This is a genomic window from Bradyrhizobium sp. 197, assembly GCF_023073375.1.
GTDB lineage: Bacteria > Pseudomonadota > Alphaproteobacteria > Rhizobiales > Xanthobacteraceae > Bradyrhizobium.
Genome location: NZ_JADPJJ010000099.1, coordinates 1 through 15,946 on the forward strand (window position 1 = coordinate 1; position 15,946 = coordinate 15,946).

Below are 15,946 nucleotides of genomic sequence, written 5' to 3' on the forward strand. Positions count from 1 at the left end.
ATGGAGAACCCGGGCAAGATCATGCTGGAGCTGATCGAGGTCCAGACCGGAAGCTATCTCGGCGAAGACGACATCATCCGGATTGAAGACGACTATCAAAGGTCGTAGCCAGCAAGCTCCGAATCACGCGACCCGGGCTGAAACGTTGGTCTCTTTCAGAGGCTTAAGGCCCAGGGAACGTGTAACTTTTTGAATCAAATCGTGTCCGGATCGTGAGGGCGGCATTCGCCACAAATGTGGCGTCCGTGCTAGAGCTGCGCCGGGGATTTTGCGTTGAATCGGGGTTTGCTCAGATGAGTTCCAACGGATCTGCACCGGCAAAGGCCGGCTTGCGCGTCGGCGTCATTGGCGCCGGCGTGATGGGCAGCAACCACGCGCGCGTGCTGAGCGGTTTGCCCGGCGTCAGCCTTGTCGGCGTCGTCGATCCTTCGCCGGCACATCGCACGCGCGCGATGGAACTTGCCAATTGCACGGGCTTCGAGACGCTCGACCAGCTCTTCGCCGAAGGCGTCGATGCCGTCACCATTGCGGCGCCGACCCATCTGCATCACGAGGTCTCGCTCGCCTGCATCGCCAAGAACATCCACGTGCTGGTCGAGAAGCCGATCGCCTCCACGGTCGCGGAAGGCCGCGAGATCGTCACCGCCGCGCAAAAGGCCGGCGTGACGCTGATGGTCGGCCATGTCGAGCGCTTCAATCCGGCGGTCGCCGCCGTCAAGCAGGCGATCGCGGGCGAAGATATCCTCTCCATCGCGATCACGCGCGTCGGCCCGTTCCCGCCGCGCATGTCCAACGTCGGCGTCGTCATCGATCTTGCCGTGCATGACATCGATCTGATCCGCTGGTTCACCGAATCCGACATCGTCGAGGTGCAACCGCAATTGTCGAGCGCGATCGCCGAGCGCGAGGACATCGCGTTGCTGCAGTTCCGCACCGCCAACGGCGTGCTCGCCCACATCAACACCAACTGGCTGACCCCGTTCAAGGCGCGCAGCGTCACGGTCGCAACCCGCGGCAAATACGTGATGGGCGATCTCCTGACGCGTCAGGTCACCGAATGCTTCGGCTTCAAGCCGGACGGCAGCTATTCGATGCGGCATCTGCCGGTCGGCCATGACGAGCCGCTTCGCGCCGAGCTGATCGCGTTCCTCAAGGCCGTGCGTAACGGCGAGACGCCGGCGGTCACGGGCGACGAGGGTGTTGCCAGCCTCGAGATCGCGACGCAGTGCCTGGAAACGCCGTCCCGCCCCGCAGCCACGTCGTCCGCCCGCAAGGGTCCGCGCCGCGTCGCCGGCTGATCCTTTTCCATGCCGACCACTCAAGAAGGCGCCAAGAACCAGGCCATGAACCAGCATCTGCGTTCCGAACCCATTCCCTTCGTCGACGTCGCCTCGCAGCGCCGCCGGCTCGGCGATTCGCTCGATACAGCCGTGAAGCGCGTTCTCGACCATTGTCAGTTCGTCAACGGCCCTGAAGTCGCCGAGCTCGAGAAGCAGCTTGCGGCCTATTGCGGCGCCAAGCACGTCATCGGCTGCGCGAGCGGCACCGATGCGATCCTGATGGTGATGATGGCGAAGAATGTCGGGCCGGGCGACGCCGTGCTGTGTCCGTCCTTCACCTTCATCGCGACGGCTTCGCCGGTGGCGCGGACCGGCGCAACGCCGGTCTATGTCGACGTGGACGAAGCGACCTTCAACATGAGCCCGGAGTCGCTGAAGCGCGGCATCGCGACCGCCCGCAAGCAGGGCCTCAAACCGGTCGCGGTCATTCCGGTCGACCTGTTCGGCCAGCCCGCCGATCACGACGCCATTGCCGAGATCGCCAAGGCGGAAGGCCTGTTCGTGCTCGACGACGCCGCGCAGGGATTTGGTGCGAGCTACAAGGGCAGCAAGCTCGGCACGCTGGCGCTCGCCACCGCGACCAGCTTCTTCCCCGCAAAACCGCTTGGCTGCTTCGGCGACGGCGGCGCGATCTTCACCGATGACGACGAGCTCGCGGCGACGCTGCGCAGCATCCGCGTGCACGGGCAGGGCGTCGATAAATACGACAACGTCCGCCTCGGCCTGACCGGCCGGCTCGACACCATGCAGGCCGCGATCCTGATCGAGAAGCTGAAGATCTTCGACGACGAGATCGCTGCCCGCAACAAGGTCGCCGAACGCTACGCGCGAGGACTCAGCAATGTGGTCACCGTGCCGCGCGTTGCTCCCGGCAATACATCGGTCTGGGCGCAGTACACGATCCGTCTCCCTGAGGGCACCGACCGCGACGGCTTCGCCGCCGCGCTGAAGGCCCAGGGTGTGCCGACCGCGATCTATTACGGCAAGTCGATGCATCAGCAAACCGCCTACAAGCAGTATCCGGTTGCAGAAGGCGGCCTGCCGGGCTGCGAGAGCCTGTCGCAGGACGTCATCAGCCTGCCGATGCACGCTTATCTGACCGAAGCCGATCAGGAGCGAATCATCGCGGCCGTGCGCGGCGCGCTTTCAACCTGATTTCGCCGTTATTCTTTACCTCTCCCGCTTGCGGGAGAGGTCGGATCGCGCAAGCGATCCGGGTGAGGGTTCTCTCCTCTGGGGGGCTCAATTGCGGAAACACCCTCTCCCCAACCCTCCCCGCAAGCGGGGGAGGGAGCGGACCTGCGCCGCAGCTTGCACCTAGACCTAATCTCGCCATGCTCTAAAACATACGCATGCTCGGACGCATCTTCACGGTTGGCGGATATACGCTGCTCTCGCGGCTGACGGGATTTGCCCGCGACATCATGCTCGCGGCGATCCTCGGCGCCGGCCCGGTGGCCGACGCCTTTTTTGTGGCGCTGCGGCTGCCCAATCATTTCCGCGCGATCTTTGCCGAAGGCGCGTTCAACGCCGCCTGGGTGCCAGCCTATGCCCACGTCCATGGCGAACGCGGGGAGGGGGCGGCAAGATTGTTCGCCGACCGCATCTTCACGCTGCTGCTGGCCTCGCAAGTGGTGCTGCTGATCGTCGCCTGGCTGTTCATGCCGCAGGCCATGAGCATTTTGGCGCCCGGCTTTAGCGAGGATGCCGAGCAGCGCAGGCTCGCGATCGAGCTCACCCGGATCACCTTTCCCTATCTGCTGCTGATCACGCTGGTGACGCTCTACGGCGGCATGCTCAACGTGATGCAACGCTTCGCCAGCGCTGCGGCGGCCTCGATCTTCCTCAACATCTCGATGATGATGACGCTGGCGCTCGCTGTCTGGTTTCCCAGCGCGGGCCATGCCGCCGCCTGGGGCGTCCTGATCTCGGGCTTCCTGCAATATTTCCTGCTGGCGGGCGATCTCGCGCGCCACGGCGGCCTGCCGCGCTTTGCGCCACTCAAGCTCGACGAAGACGTCCGCGGCTTCTTTAGGGCGCTCGGGCCCGCGACGCTGGGCTCGATGGGCACGCAGGTCGCGCTGTTTGCCGACACCATCATCGCGACCTTCCTGCCCGCGGGCGCGCTGTCGGCGCTCTACTATGCCGACCGCCTCAACCAGCTGCCGATCGGCGTCATCGGTATCGCCATCGGCACGGTGCTGCTGCCGGAGATGTCGCGGCGGATCACCGCCAACGACCATGACGGCGCGATGAAGGCGCAGCGCCGCGCGTTCGATTTCACGCTGCTGTTCTCGGTGCCGTTCGTCGCAGCCTTCCTCACCGTGCCCGATGCGATCATGCGTGCGCTGTTCGCCCGCGGGGCGTTCTCGAAAGCCGATGCCGCCGTCGCCGGCGCCACGCTCGCCGCCTATGCCATCGGTCTGATCCCCTTCGTGCTGATCCGCAGCGCGGTCGCGACCTTCTATGCGCGCAAGGACACGGCGACGCCGGTTCGAGCGTCACTGACCGGCATCGCGGTCAACGTCGCCCTGAAAGTCGCCTTGATGGGATCGCTCGCCCAGATCGGCCTGGCGCTCGCAACAGCCGTCGGTGTCTGGACCAATCTGCTGCTGGTGCTCTTCTTCGCAGTGCGGCGGGGCTTTCTCGTGCTGGACCGTGCCTGGCTGTTGTCGCTGGCCAAATTCCTGCTGACCGGCATCATCCTGGCCGCTGCCTTCTGGCTGATCGCGCGCTTCAGCGGCGCCTATCTTGCCTCGATGCACTTCCAAGACGAACTGACGCTGGTCCTGTTGGCCCTCGGGGGCACAATCGTCTACGCGCTCGCGATCCTGGTTCTGTTCGGCCGCCGCTGGCTGGTCTCGCTGGTGCGCGGCTAGCTTCTTCAAATTTTCAACGCATTGACGGCTCGACCTTGTCGGCACGGACCAGTCTCGATCGTTCTTGGATGGACACATCGCGGAGGTGCGGTGGATGGACCCTGCACACGTGAAGTGATGCCGTCACCTCGATCCGGCAAAATCGAACCAGGAGCACTGTTTATGAGGATCACCGTCGAAACCAACGTAGCAGCCCCGATCGATCAGGTCTGGCGCGCCTATACGACGCCTGCCGACGTCATGAAGTGGAACGCCGCGTCCGACGACTGGCATACGACTAAGGCTGCCGTCGACCTGCGAGAAGGCGGTGCCTTCTCATCTCGCATGGAGGCCAAGAACGGCAGCATGGGCTTTGACTTTGCCGGCACCTACACGAAGATCGTCGAGCACAAGCGGATCGAATACGCGTTCGGCGAGCGAAAAGCCGAAGTCGAGTTTGTGCCGGGACCGAAGGGCATTCTCGTCCGCGTTGTCTTCGATGGCGAATCGACGCACTCGGTCGAGCAGCAGCAAGGCGGTTGGCAGGCCATCCTCGACAACTTCGCGCGACACGTGGAAGCGAAGCAGAAGAAGTCGTGAAGGCGGGTAGGGGGAAGAGAGCGCCGGAGCGAGGGCTCGCCTCCAGGATGCAACCGACGGCCACACATCTCTTGATTTTGCGAGATTGCTGTGGTATTCGCGGCTCATGACTAAATCAGTGCGCAACATCAACTCGATGCACATGACCCGCTTCGGCTGGGCCGTGGGAGGAGTCGCGCGCTAGGAATTCGACGACGACATCTTTTCCACCAGGCCCCGCCGGCATCGGACGGGGCCGTTTGTTTGGCCACGCTCCCTGCCGGCACAACAGCAGGAGCATCCGATGCCACCCCAACAGACGAACGTCACATCCGGGATTGAGGCCGATGCCGAGGGACGCGGCCTCAACGTCTCCATCGTGTCGGCGAGGGACGCGATGGACGCAGCGTTGGCAGCGCGCCTCAAGGCGACCGCTGCGGCGCTGGACTACGCTTTGCCGGAAAAGGATGCTGCCGCATCGACGCGAAGCGTCCTGGGCTTGCTCAGGCGATTTTGGCGTGCGTTTCAGGGGCGGCGACAGCGCCAGAGCTTACGAGCCAATTTGCAGGACCTCAGTGACAGGGAGCTGATGGATATCGGCCTGACGCGCAGTGAGATCGACTACATCACAGCTGAACGAGCTATCGATAGACTTAGAGATAGCACCATATATCTGTGGAGCCGTGGTGTGATGTAACTTTGTAGAGGAGCTTGGCGGGCTGCTCCTTCGCGGACGATCCTTCGAGACGCCCGCTTTGGCGGGCTCCTCAGGATGAGGTCTCGTTTCCGCGGCGCAATCCTGGATCCTCATGGTGAGGAGCGCCGCTTGGGGCGCGTCTCGAACCATGAAGGCCGAACTCTGTCCCGCCTTCCAGAACGCCATATGCGATAGGCCCCGTGCTATGACGGATCAGCGGCGCTTTTCCCTGCCTGCGATCAATGTGCCCAGCCAAAGCCATTTGCCTTGCCAGTTTTTCCACGGCAATATGCCGGCAAAACAACCATGAGAACGGGAAGAGAAAATGGCGGCTCCCATCAAGTTCGGCGTTGGTCAAAGCGTGCTGCGCAAGGAGGATGATGCACTCATCCGCGGCAAGGGCCGCTACACCGACGATTACGCGCCGCAGGCTGCGCTCCGCTGCCTGATGCTGCGCTCGCCGCATGCGCATGCCAAATACACCATCGATGCGAGCCGCGCCCGCACTCTTCCGGGTGTTGCGCTGATCCTGACCGCCGATGACGTCAAGGATCTCGGCAATCTGCCCTGCCTGTTCAATCTCGAAACCGATCCCTTCACCGGCCCGCCCTACCCGATCCTCGCCAAGGACGAGGTGCGCCATGTCGGCGATTCCATCGCCTTCGTCGTGGCTGAGACCATCGACCAGGCCCGCGACGCGATCGAGGCGATCGAGGTCAAATGGAGCCCGCTGCTGGCGGTGACCGGCGTCGTCAACGCCATCAAGAAGGGCGCGCCGCAGGTCTGGCCGGACAAGGCCGGCAATGTGCTGTTCGACGTCTCGATCGGCGACAAGGCCGCGACCGAAGCAGTGTTTGCCAAGGCGCATGCGGTCGCCGAAATCTCGATCGTCAATCCGCGTGTGGTCGCGAGCTTCATGGAGGCACGCGCTGCCGTCTGCGAATACGACGCCAAGCGCGACCATCTGACGCTGACGGTCGGCAGCCAGGGCAGCCATCGCCTGCGCGACATCCTCTGCCAGAACGTGCTGAACATCCCGACGGACAAGATGCGGGTGATCTGCCCCGACGTCGGCGGAGGCTTCGGCACGAAGCTGTTTCCCTATCGGGAATACGCCCTCCTGGCAGTCGCCGCGCGAAAGCTGAAGAAGGCGGTGAAATGGGCGGCCGACCGCACCGAGCATTTCATGGGCGACGCGCAGGGCCGCGACAACGTCACCACGGCGAAGATGGCGCTGGCCGAGGACGGCAAATTCCTCGCGATGGATTGCGACCTGATGGGCGACATGGGCGCGTATCTGTCGACCTTCGGGCCCTATATCCCGCATGGCGGCGCCGGCATGCTGCCGGGCCTCTACGATATCCAGGCGTTCCATTGCCGCGTGCGCACCATCTTCACCAACAGCGTGCCGGTCGATGCCTATCGTGGTGCGGGGCGGCCTGAGGCCGCTTATGTCATCGAGCGCCTCGTGGATGCCTGCGCGCGAAAACTCGACATGACGCCGGACGCCATCCGCCGCAAGAATTTCATTCAGCCGAAGGCGCTGCCGTACAAGACCGCGACCGGCAAGGTCTACGATTCCGGCGACTTCGCCGCGCATCTCAAGCGCGCGATGGAGATCGCCGAGTGGAAGGAGTTTGGAAAGCGCGCAAAGCTCGCCAAGAAGAACGGCCTGATCCGCGGCATCGGGCTTGCGAGCTATGTCGAGGTCTGCGGCACCATGGGCGAGGAGACCGCCAATGTGCGGATGGATCCCAATGGCGACATCACTGTCCTGATCGGCACGCAGTCGAGCGGGCAGGGCCACCAGACCGCCTATGCGCAGATCGTCGCCGAGCAGTTCGGCGTTGCGCCCGAGCGCGTGCACGTCCACCAGGGCGACACCGATATGATCGCCACGGGCCTCGGCACCGGCGGCTCGGCCTCGATTCCTTCAGGCGGTGTCAGCGTCGAGCGTGCGACCCGCGAACTCGGCGCGAAGCTTAAGGAGATCGCGGCGCAGGCGCTGGAGGCGAGCGCCGGCGACCTCGAGATTTCAGAAGGCGTGGTGCGCATCGCCGGCACCGACCGTTCGATCTCGTTCGCCGATCTCGCCAAGCGCCCCGGCGCCGACCCGTCGAAGCTGAACGCGAGTGCGACCTTCGCCAGTGCCGATGGCACCTATCCGAACGGCACGCATGTTGCCGAAGTCGAGATCGATCCGGCCACCGGCATCATCAAAATCGTCAACTACGTGATCGTCGACGATTTCGGCAAGACGCTCAATCCGCTGCTGCTGGCCGGCCAGGTGCATGGCGGCGCCATGCAGGGCATCGGCCAGGCGCTGATGGAGCAGGTTGTCTATGGCGCCAGCGACGGCCAGCTCATCACCGCGACCTTCATGGACTACGCGCTGCCGCGCGCGGCGGACGGGCCTGCGTTCGTGTTCGAGACTGCCAACGTTCCCTGCACGACCAACCCGCTGGGAGTGAAGGGCGCGGGCGAGGCCGGCGCGATCGGCTCCTGTCCGGCCGTCGTCAACGCCATCGTCGACGGGCTCTGGCGCGAGTACAAGATCGACCACATCGACATGCCCGCGACCGCGGAGCGGGTGTGGATCGCCATCAACGAGCACCATCGCCGTCACAGCCTCTAGGTCCCGACCTCCGCGGCGGGAATAAATGCCCGCCGCCGGGTTCTAGCCATGATGGCCCTGCCCCAAACTCTGCGAACCGGAGAAACAAGCCGATGAAACGGACGATGATTGTCGTGGGCACCTTGGTGCTAGGTGCGGGCGCCGTGATGGCGCAACAGGAGATTGCCGTCCAGCAGGACAATCTGATGCGCTCGCAGGCCAAGAGCCTCTACACCGTCATCCAGAAGATGACCAAGGGCGACATCCCCTACAACCAGAAGGCCGTCGACGAGGCGATCGCCAATCTCGAGGGCGACGTCGCCAAGATTGCCAAGACTTTCGAGGTCAATCCCAAGCAGGACGTCGTGAACGCGACCTATGGGGCGTCGTCGAAGGTTTGGCAGAACAAAGCCGATTTCGACTCCAAGATCCCACCGGTCCAGAAGGCGATCGCGGACGTCAAGGGCAAGATCACCGACGTGGCGAGCCTGAAGGCCGCATACACCGCGATCAACGATCGCTGCACTGACTGCCACGAGACCTATCGCGTCAAGCTGAAGTAACGGCACGCACGACACCACAAGCTCAGCGTCATCGCCCGCGAAGGCGGGCGATCCAGTACGCCGCGGCGCTGCTGGGGACGTTTGACGTCTCTGGAATACTGGATTCCCCGCCTTCGCGGGGAATGACAGGGGAGGCGCAGCAAATTCTATTCGCAAGGCCTGACGGATCGCTGTCAGAGCGGCTATCTTCAGCTCGGCCGCCGCGGCGTCGATGCGAGCTGTTGGATGCTGGCGCATCTGGCTCCTGACGACTTTATGACGTCAGGAGCTCCAACGCGGCAGGATCTGAATCAAACAGCGAGACAAGCCATGGTGAAACCGTTCCCGTCGAAGACGCACATCGGCAACCATATGCTGCATCCCGAAACGCTGATGCTGACCTATGGCTATGATCCGCAATTGTCGGAAGGCGCCGTCAAGCCGCCGGTGTTCCTGACCTCCACGTTCGTGTTCAAGACGGCCGAGGATGGGCAGGACTTCTTCGATTTCGTCTCCGGCCGGCGCGAGCCTCCGGAAGGGATGGGTGCGGGCCTAGTCTATTCGCGCTTCAATCATCCCAACAGCGAAATCGTCGAGGACAGGCTCGCGATCTACGAGCGCACCGAGAGCTGTGCGCTGTTTTCATCGGGCATGGCGGCCATCGCAACCACGATCCTGGCTTTCGTCCGCCCTGGCGATGTCATTCTGCACTCCCAGCCGCTCTATGGCGGGACGGAAACCCTGCTGACGAATACGCTTGCGCGTCTGTCGATCGGCGCCGTCGGCTTCGCCGATGGTGTTGACGAAGCTGTGGTCAGCCAGGCCGCGGAAGAGGCCATGGGCAAGGGCCGGGTCTCGATGATCCTGATCGAAACCCCGGCCAACCCGACCAACGGGCTGGTCGACGTCGCGATGATGCGGCGTATCGCCGACGTCATCGGAAAGAAGCAAGGACACGTCCCGATCATCGCCTGCGACAATACGCTGCTCGGACCGGTGTTTCAGCGGCCGATCGAGCACGGCGCGGATATTTCCTTGTACTCGCTCACGAAATATGTCGGCGGTCATTCAGACCTGATCGCGGGCGCCGCGCTCGGCGCGAAGGCAGTCGTGAAAGGCATCAAGGCGCTCCGGGGCGCCATCGGCACCCAGCTCGATCCGCATTCCTGCTGGATGATCAATCGGTCGCTCGAGACGCTGAGCCTGCGGATGGAAAAGGCCGATGCGAATGCGCGCCTCGTGGCCGACTATCTGCGCGATCATCCCAAAGTGGCCAAGGTCCACTATCTCGGTCATCACGAAGCGGCTTCGCCGGCCGGACTTGTGTTCGCGCGGCAATGCTCAGGGGCGGGATCCACGTTCTCGTTCGACATCGTCGGCGGCAAGGCGGCGGCCATGAAATTCCTCAACGCGCTGCAGATCCTCAAGCTGGCGGTGAGCCTTGGTGGAACGGAGTCACTTGCGAGCCTGCCTGCCACCATGACCCATTCCGGCGTTCCCGCCGATATCCGCCGGAAAATCGGCGTCCTCGATTCCACGATCCGGCTGTCGATCGGCATCGAACACCCCTCGGACCTGATCGCCGATCTCGCGCAGGCGTTGAATGCGGCCGAACCTGACGTGTGACGCATGCGCCAGCGCGGGCTCCGTGAATCGAAAAGGGCGGTTGCGTAAGCAGCCGCCCTTTTGTCGGACAGTGCGAAAGGTTACTTCATCACCTGACCGCGGATCTCTCCGCCCGGATTGGCCGCGGTGTGAATGTTGACGTAGAGCTTGCCGGCCAGGAGATCGGCGGCCTGCGCGTCGGTCAGTGTCGCCGAGCCCTCCGCCGGGCTCTTGGCGGCGCCGGGGATCGGGACCGCGACGCCGGCGTTCTTGCCGGCCTCGGCGGGTCCGTGGAAATGGGCGGCGGTGGCGGGGCCGGACAGGCCGGAATAGGTGACCTTCCAGGACAGCTTCTTGCTGGCGGCGTCGTAGTCCAGATCGGCCGTTCCGGTGCCGCTGCTGGTCGTTGCGGGCACCTCGGACTTGGCGTCGAGCGTTGCTTTCAGCTTTTCCGCGCTGGCCGAACCCGCAAAGGCAACGGCGCCGAGCACTGACATGGCGATGACGGTCTTGTTCATGACTCTTCTCCCTGCTGAACCCGTTTGGGCTGCCAAACTTCCAACAGCCGGCATTTCAGTTTATTCCCGTTTCAGGCCGCGGTGGGCTAAATTCTTCGTGGTTGGAGCGACGAAGACATCGGTCATAAGGTTCGCGGCGATGCACGAAGGGACCGCATGTTGCGACGAACAATCTCCGTGGCGCTGCTCGCCGCACTCGCCGCAGCCGGCGCCTATTGGTGGCTCAGCGCGCCGGTGGTGGCGGCCGCCGGTGGCGCGCCTGCCCACGTGCCTGATCTTGCCAATGGCGAGGTGATGTTCAACGCCGGCGGCTGCGCCTCATGCCATGCCGTCCCCGACCAGCCCGATCGTCTCAGGCTCGGCGGCGGCGTCGCGATCAAGTCGCCGTTCGGAACATTCTACGCGCCGAACATCTCCTCCGATCCGAGCGACGGTATCGGCAAATGGAGCGACGCTGAATTCGTCAACGCGGTGATGCACGGGGTCTCGCCCGACGGACAGCATTATTTTCCGGCCTTTCCCTACACGTCCTATCAGCATGCCAGGCGCGAGGACGTGCTCGATCTCTTCGCCTATCTGAAAACGCTGCCGGCCGTTGCAGGCAAGGTGCGCGACCACGATGTGCGCTTTCCCTTCGACATCCGGCGCAACGTCGGCATCTGGAAACTTTTGTTTATGGACGGCAAGCCTTTCGTCGCCGACAGCGCGAAGTCGCCGCAATGGAATCGTGGCGCCTATCTCGTCAACAGTTTTGGCCATTGCGCGGAATGCCACAGCCCGCGCAATGCGCTTGGCGGCATCATCGCCGGAGAACGCTTCGCCGGCGGGCCCAATCCGGAAGGCGAGGGCTGGGTGCCCAACATCACGCAGAAGGGCCTTGGGGAGTGGAGCGCGAAGGATATTGCCTATCTCCTGAAGACCGGCGAACTCCCCGACGGCGACAGCGTCGGCGGTGCGATGACGCGGGTGATCAAGAACACCTCGCAATTGCCGGACGAGGATCGCGCGGCGATGGCGGACTATCTCAAATCGCTGCCGCCAGTGGACGGTCCGCCGCGACCGAAGCGCAAAGAAGGAAGTTAGGTCGCGCCAAACGCCTTGAAGGTGATGATGGTCAGGGTGTCCTGGATGCCCGGCAGCACCTGCACCTTCTCGTTGACGAAGTGGCCGATATCGGTGTCGTTGTCGACGTAGAACTTCACCAGCAGGTCGTATTGACCGGCCGTGGAATAGATCTCGGAGGCGATCTCGGCTTCGGCAAGCGCATTGGCGACCACATAGGACTGGCCGAGCTTGCATTTGATCTGGACGAAAAAAGGAACCATTGCAGTCACTCCGAAGGCATATCTGACCGGCTAATAGGCCAAAACCGGCCGGATTTGGCAAGCGAACTTGCTGCCTCTGTATATGCGCGCTAGGACGGGCCATGGTCCCCAGGAAGCGGAAAATCGGCCCATGACCACCCCCGTGGCGCTCACCATCGCCGGCTCCGATTCCAGCGGCGGTGCCGGCATCCAGGCAGACCTGAAGACCTTTGCCGCGCTCGGTGTCTTCGGCGCTTCCGCCATCACGGCGCTGACGGCGCAGAACACGCGCGGCGTCACCGGCATTCACGCCGTGCCGGCCGAGTTCGTCACCGCGCAGATCGACGCGGTATTCTCCGATCTCGAGGTCGGCGCGGTCAAGATCGGCATGGTGGCGCAGGTCGCAAGCATCGATGCGATCGCGGCCGCACTGTCGCGCTGGAAACCCCAACATATCGTGCTCGATCCCGTGATGGTGGCGACATCGGGTGATCGGCTGCTCGCGTCCGAAGCCATCGACGCCCTGCGCAGCAAACTGATGCCGCTGGCCTCGGTGATCACGCCCAATCTGCCGGAAGCTGCGGCTCTGCTCGACGAGCCGGTCGCGACCAGCGAGGCCGAGATCGAGAGCCAGGGGCGCCGGCTGCTGGCGTTGGGCTGCCGTGCGGTCCTGATCAAGGGCGGGCACGGCGAGGGCGCCGAGAGCACCGACTATTTCGTCGATGCCAAGACCACGATCGCGCTCGCCGCGCCGCGCGTGGCCACAAGCAACACCCATGGCACCGGCTGTTCGCTGTCCTCGGCGGTCGCCGCGGGGCTGGCCAGGGGCGAGGATCTCGAGCGCGCCGTGCGCAACGCCAAGGCCTGGATCAGCGCGGCGATCGCGGCCGCCGACCGCTTCAGCGTCGGCCATGGCCACGGGCCGATCCATCATTTCCACAGGTTTTACTGAGACCGGCCGCGAGCGCGCGGCCGTTAACCCATCCAGCCAGCAGTTCCGGGTTCTTGCGGAGGTGGCTGCGGCGTGATGTCGCCTGATTGTCGCATGCGACTGATATTCGCGGGGAAGGCGAAGGCAAGGCGCGATTCGTATCTGAGGGTGCCTCAAAGGTTCAATTGGTCATCCCCCTGTCACGGGACATTGTTACAGGCTGTCGCATGGGAAGTTACGATGTGAGTGACGAGAGCCCGGAGCGGCGCTTTCGCACGTTGTTCATCTCCGACGTTCATCTCGGAGCCCGCGGTTCTCAAGCCGACCTTCTGCTCGACTTCCTGCGTTTCCATGATGCAGACACGATCTATCTCGTCGGCGACATCGTCGACGGCTGGGCGCTGAAATCGAGCTGGCATTGGCCGCAATCGCATAACGACCTCGTCCAGAAACTTTTGCGCAAGGCGCGAAAGGGCGCCAAGGTCATCTACATCCCCGGCAATCACGACGAGTTCCTGCGCAACTATTACGGCACGCATTTCGGCGGCATCGACGTCGTCGAGAACACCGTCCACGCCGGCGTGGACGGCAAGCGCTATCTCGTCATCCACGGCGACATCTTCGACCTCGTGGTGCAGAACGCGCGCTGGCTCGCCCATCTCGGCGACAAGGCTTACGACTTCGCGATCCAGATGAATCGCTTCGTCAATTTCTTCCGGCGCATGTTCAAAGTGCCCTATTGGTCGCTGTCGCAATGGGCCAAGCAGAAGGTCAAGAACGCCGTCAACTATATCGGCGCGTTCGAGCAGGCGCTCGCCGCCGAGGCGCGGCGCCATGATGCCGATGGCGTGATCTGCGGCCACATCCACTACGCCGTGATCCGCGACGAGGGCGGCATCCGCTACATGAATTGCGGCGACTGGGTCGAGAGCTGCACGGCGCTGGTCGAGCACGACGACGGCCGTTTCGAGATCATCACCTGGGCGGACCAGGCCGAGAAGCCGGCGCAGATACCGCAGGTCGCAGCCAAAGCTGCATAACAAGGGCAGCCTGATGCGCATTCTGGTCGCGACCGACGCCTGGCACCCGCAAGTCAACGGTGTGGTTCGGACGCTGACCAAGCTTGCTGACGCCGCCAAAAGCCTCGCTGACCGAGCGCGGCTTCGACAATGTGGTGCTGTGGCCCCGCGGCGTCGACACGCATTTGTTCCATCCTCGCGCGATCGATCTCTGTTTGCCGGCACCGGTGTTCCTCTCGGTCGGCCGGGTCGCGGTGGAGAAGAACCTCGAGGCATTCCTTGACCTCGATTTGCCCGGCACCAAGGTGATCGTCGGCGACGGTCCGGCGCGTGTCGCGCTGGAGGAGGCCTACCCGGACGCGATCTTCCTCGGCGAGAAGCACGGCGAGGAACTGGCCGACATTTACGCGGCCGCCGACGTCTTCGTGTTTCCGAGCAAGACCGACACGTTTGGCCTGGTCCTCCTCGAAGCGCTCGCAAGCGGCCTGCCGGTCGCGGCGTTCCCGGTGAAGGGGCCCCGCGACGTGATCGGCGATGCGCGGGTCGGGGCGCTCGATCACGATCTGCGCAGCGCCTGCTTCGCCGCGCTCGACATCTCCCGGCAGGACTGTGTCGAGTTCGCCGCCAACTACACCTGGGAAGCCTCGGCCCGGGGATTTATCGACAGCATTTTGGCGGTCGGCGCGGTGCTACCGGGCCGGAACGGGGCGGAGCCGGCGCGCTTCGTCGCCTGAGCGGAAGAAATCCTCGCGTGGAGGTGTCTTGCCCGCGCCTCGATAGCCGCGATATGGTCGGCTATGACCGAACAGCTCCTCCCGATCGGCCCTGCCGATATCGATGCCGCAGCGCGCGTGATCGCGCCCTTCGCGGTCCGCACCCCGCTGCTGTCCTTTCCCGTGCTCAACGAGCGCGTCGGCGCAAAGGTGTTCCTGAAGCCGGAGATGCTCCAGCGCACCGGTTCGTTCAAGTTTCGCGGTGCTTTCAACAAGGTCGCCTCGATCCCGCAGGACAAGCGCGCCGGTGGCGTGGTCGCGTTCTCCTCCGGCAACCATGCCCAGGGTGTGGCGGCGGCGGCAAAAATCCTCGACATGCAGGCGACCATCGTGATGCCCGCGGATGCGCCGCTGTCCAAGCGCGAGCGCACCAAATCCTATGGCGCCGAGGTCGTGCTGTACGACCGCGATCGCGACGACCGCGAGGCGATCTCGCGCGGCATCGCCGAGAAGCGCGGCGCAACGCTGGTCAGGCCCTATGACGATCCCTTCGTGATCGCAGGCCAAGGCACTGCCGGTCGCGAGATTGCGGAAGACATGGCAGCGCTCGGTCTCGTCCCTGACATCGTGGTCGCGCCGGCCTCCGGCGGTGGCCTGATCGCGGGCGTCGCGACGGCAGTAAAGGCGCGCTATCCGCTGGCCCAAATCGTCGTCGCCGAGCCCGAGTCGTTCGACGATCACGGCCTTTCGCTGACCGCAGGTCATCGCGAGCCGCACGGGCCGGCAGGCCGCACCATCTGCGATGCGCTGATGGCCCTGATCCCAGGCGAGATGACGTTTGCGATCAACAGCAAGCTGCTCGCGCGCGGCGTGACCGCGTCGGACAAGGAAGTCGGCGCGGCCGTCGCATTCGCCTATCGCGAGCTGAAGCTCGTGGTCGAGCCGGGCGGAGCGGTGGGCTTGGCCGCGCTGCTTGCGGGGCGTCTTGATGTTGCCGGCAAGAACGTCGTCATCGTGCTCTCCGGCGGCAATGTCGATGCCGATCTGTTCGCGGAGCTGGTGGCCTGATTTTCTAATCGTCTCACATGAAGAAGGGGCAGAGCGTTGCCGCTCTGCCCCTTTCTGTAGTGTGCCGAGTATGAACGACAGCTTGGAGGTGGAAGTCCTCTATCCAGCCTGATGGCGGCGAAGGATTAGCGAAGCGCAAGGGCGTCATCGTGAGGTGG

The 15,946-nt window shown here is 63.9% G+C and carries 15 protein-coding genes and 1 pseudogene; 14 read left to right on the top strand and 2 right to left on the bottom strand.

The features are described 5' to 3' along the window. From IVB27_RS23100 to IVB27_RS23140, 9 genes are all read left to right on the top strand, one after another. On the top strand, positions 1-108 hold a 108-nt coding region (locus IVB27_RS23100), incomplete at its 5' end, for a hypothetical protein (protein WP_247368311.1). A gap of 185 nt (positions 109-293) precedes the next feature. Then, entirely contained in the window at positions 294-1,298 is a 1,005-nt protein-coding gene (locus IVB27_RS23105; RefSeq protein WP_247445515.1) for a Gfo/Idh/MocA family protein, read from the top strand. A gap of 9 nt (positions 1,299-1,307) precedes the next feature. Next, a complete protein-coding gene (locus IVB27_RS23110; RefSeq protein WP_276001459.1) occupies positions 1,308-2,495 on the top strand; it encodes a DegT/DnrJ/EryC1/StrS family aminotransferase in 1,188 nt (395 codons plus the stop codon). A gap of 197 nt (positions 2,496-2,692) precedes the next feature. After that, positions 2,693-4,219: a murein biosynthesis integral membrane protein MurJ gene (gene murJ / locus IVB27_RS23115; protein ID WP_247352093.1), complete on the top strand. Its 1,527-nt coding sequence runs from the start codon at positions 2,693-2,695 to the stop codon at positions 4,217-4,219. Between the two features lie 162 nt (positions 4,220-4,381). Next, entirely contained in the window at positions 4,382-4,798 is a 417-nt protein-coding gene (locus tag IVB27_RS23120; protein ID WP_247445516.1) for an SRPBCC family protein, read from the top strand. A 376-nt stretch (positions 4,799-5,174) separates the two neighbouring features. Continuing rightward, positions 5,175-5,474 (top strand): DUF1127 domain-containing protein, encoded by a 300-nt coding sequence (locus IVB27_RS23125; RefSeq protein ID WP_247445518.1) that lies wholly within the window; start codon positions 5,175-5,177, stop codon positions 5,472-5,474. Between the two features lie 325 nt (positions 5,475-5,799). Continuing rightward, entirely contained in the window at positions 5,800-8,109 is a 2,310-nt protein-coding gene (locus IVB27_RS23130; RefSeq protein ID WP_247445519.1) for a xanthine dehydrogenase family protein molybdopterin-binding subunit, read from the top strand. A 92-nt stretch (positions 8,110-8,201) separates the two neighbouring features. Continuing rightward, positions 8,202-8,651, top strand: coding sequence for a cytochrome c (locus tag IVB27_RS23135; protein WP_247445522.1), 450 nt, complete (start codon positions 8,202-8,204; stop codon positions 8,649-8,651). Positions 8,652-8,960: 309 nt separating this feature from the next. Further along, the gene (locus IVB27_RS23140) at positions 8,961-10,256 is read left to right on the top strand and encodes a cystathionine gamma-synthase family protein (RefSeq protein ID WP_247445524.1); all 1,296 of its coding nucleotides are present in this window, start codon (positions 8,961-8,963) and stop codon (positions 10,254-10,256) included. Between the two features lie 80 nt (positions 10,257-10,336). Here the strand turns inward: IVB27_RS23140 and IVB27_RS23145 are convergent, their stop codons facing one another. Beyond that, positions 10,337-10,753: a CHRD domain-containing protein gene (locus tag IVB27_RS23145; protein WP_247445525.1), complete on the bottom strand. Its 417-nt coding sequence runs from the start codon at positions 10,751-10,753 to the stop codon at positions 10,337-10,339. 156 nt (positions 10,754-10,909) lie between these two features. Here IVB27_RS23145 and IVB27_RS23150 point away from each other — a divergent pair, with 156 nt between their 5' ends. Continuing rightward, positions 10,910-11,836: a c-type cytochrome gene (locus IVB27_RS23150; protein WP_247445526.1), complete on the top strand. Its 927-nt coding sequence runs from the start codon at positions 10,910-10,912 to the stop codon at positions 11,834-11,836. On the opposite strand, the gene IVB27_RS23155 is transcribed toward IVB27_RS23150, so the two are convergent. Next, positions 11,833-12,078: an Lrp/AsnC ligand binding domain-containing protein gene (locus tag IVB27_RS23155; protein WP_247352077.1), complete on the bottom strand. Its 246-nt coding sequence runs from the start codon at positions 12,076-12,078 to the stop codon at positions 11,833-11,835. The two genes, IVB27_RS23150 and IVB27_RS23155, sit on opposite strands and share 4 nt — an antisense overlap. 130 nt (positions 12,079-12,208) lie before the next feature. On the opposite strand from IVB27_RS23155, the gene thiD reads away from it, so the two are divergent. The 4 genes and pseudogenes from thiD to IVB27_RS23175 all read left to right on the top strand — a co-directional run bounded on the left by thiD (position 12,209) and on the right by IVB27_RS23175 (position 15,788). Then, a complete protein-coding gene (thiD, locus tag IVB27_RS23160) occupies positions 12,209-13,009 on the top strand; it encodes a bifunctional hydroxymethylpyrimidine kinase/phosphomethylpyrimidine kinase (protein ID WP_247445527.1) in 801 nt (266 codons plus the stop codon). Positions 13,010-13,215: 206 nt separating this feature from the next. Beyond that, complete coding sequence (locus IVB27_RS23165) at positions 13,216-14,028, top strand: UDP-2,3-diacylglucosamine diphosphatase (RefSeq protein WP_247445528.1); 813 nt, start codon at positions 13,216-13,218, stop codon at positions 14,026-14,028. Positions 14,029-14,132: 104 nt separating this feature from the next. Beyond that, positions 14,133-14,741, top strand: a pseudogene (locus tag IVB27_RS23170) (glycosyltransferase); the annotation flags it as partial. 63 nt (positions 14,742-14,804) lie between these two features. Beyond that, on the top strand, positions 14,805-15,788 hold the full coding sequence (locus IVB27_RS23175; RefSeq protein ID WP_247445529.1) for a threonine/serine dehydratase family protein: 984 nt from the start codon (positions 14,805-14,807) through the stop codon (positions 15,786-15,788). Positions 15,789-15,946: the final 158 nt, after the last annotated feature.

What these genes read in the sequence shown, in the direction of transcription:
- murJ (WP_247352093.1), top strand. Translation starts at nt 2,693, where the DNA reads ATGCTCGGACGCATCTTCACGGTTGGCGGATATACGCTGCTCTCGCGG.
- IVB27_RS23145 (WP_247445525.1), bottom strand. Translation starts at nt 10,753, where the DNA reads ATGAACAAGACCGTCATCGCCATGTCAGTGCTCGGCGCCGTTGCCTTT.
- IVB27_RS23175 (WP_247445529.1), top strand. Translation starts at nt 14,805, where the DNA reads ATGACCGAACAGCTCCTCCCGATCGGCCCTGCCGATATCGATGCCGCA.
- IVB27_RS23140 (WP_247445524.1), top strand. Translation starts at nt 8,961, where the DNA reads ATGGTGAAACCGTTCCCGTCGAAGACGCACATCGGCAACCATATGCTG.
- IVB27_RS23155 (WP_247352077.1), bottom strand. Translation starts at nt 12,078, where the DNA reads ATGGTTCCTTTTTTCGTCCAGATCAAATGCAAGCTCGGCCAGTCCTAT.
- IVB27_RS23110 (WP_276001459.1), top strand. Translation starts at nt 1,308, where the DNA reads ATGCCGACCACTCAAGAAGGCGCCAAGAACCAGGCCATGAACCAGCAT.
- IVB27_RS23130 (WP_247445519.1), top strand. Translation starts at nt 5,800, where the DNA reads ATGGCGGCTCCCATCAAGTTCGGCGTTGGTCAAAGCGTGCTGCGCAAG.
- IVB27_RS23165 (WP_247445528.1), top strand. Translation starts at nt 13,216, where the DNA reads ATGGGAAGTTACGATGTGAGTGACGAGAGCCCGGAGCGGCGCTTTCGC.
- thiD (WP_247445527.1), top strand. Translation starts at nt 12,209, where the DNA reads ATGACCACCCCCGTGGCGCTCACCATCGCCGGCTCCGATTCCAGCGGC.
- IVB27_RS23150 (WP_247445526.1), top strand. Translation starts at nt 10,910, where the DNA reads ATGTTGCGACGAACAATCTCCGTGGCGCTGCTCGCCGCACTCGCCGCA.
- IVB27_RS23120 (WP_247445516.1), top strand. Translation starts at nt 4,382, where the DNA reads ATGAGGATCACCGTCGAAACCAACGTAGCAGCCCCGATCGATCAGGTC.
- IVB27_RS23125 (WP_247445518.1), top strand. Translation starts at nt 5,175, where the DNA reads ATGGACGCAGCGTTGGCAGCGCGCCTCAAGGCGACCGCTGCGGCGCTG.
- IVB27_RS23135 (WP_247445522.1), top strand. Translation starts at nt 8,202, where the DNA reads ATGAAACGGACGATGATTGTCGTGGGCACCTTGGTGCTAGGTGCGGGC.
- IVB27_RS23105 (WP_247445515.1), top strand. Translation starts at nt 294, where the DNA reads ATGAGTTCCAACGGATCTGCACCGGCAAAGGCCGGCTTGCGCGTCGGC.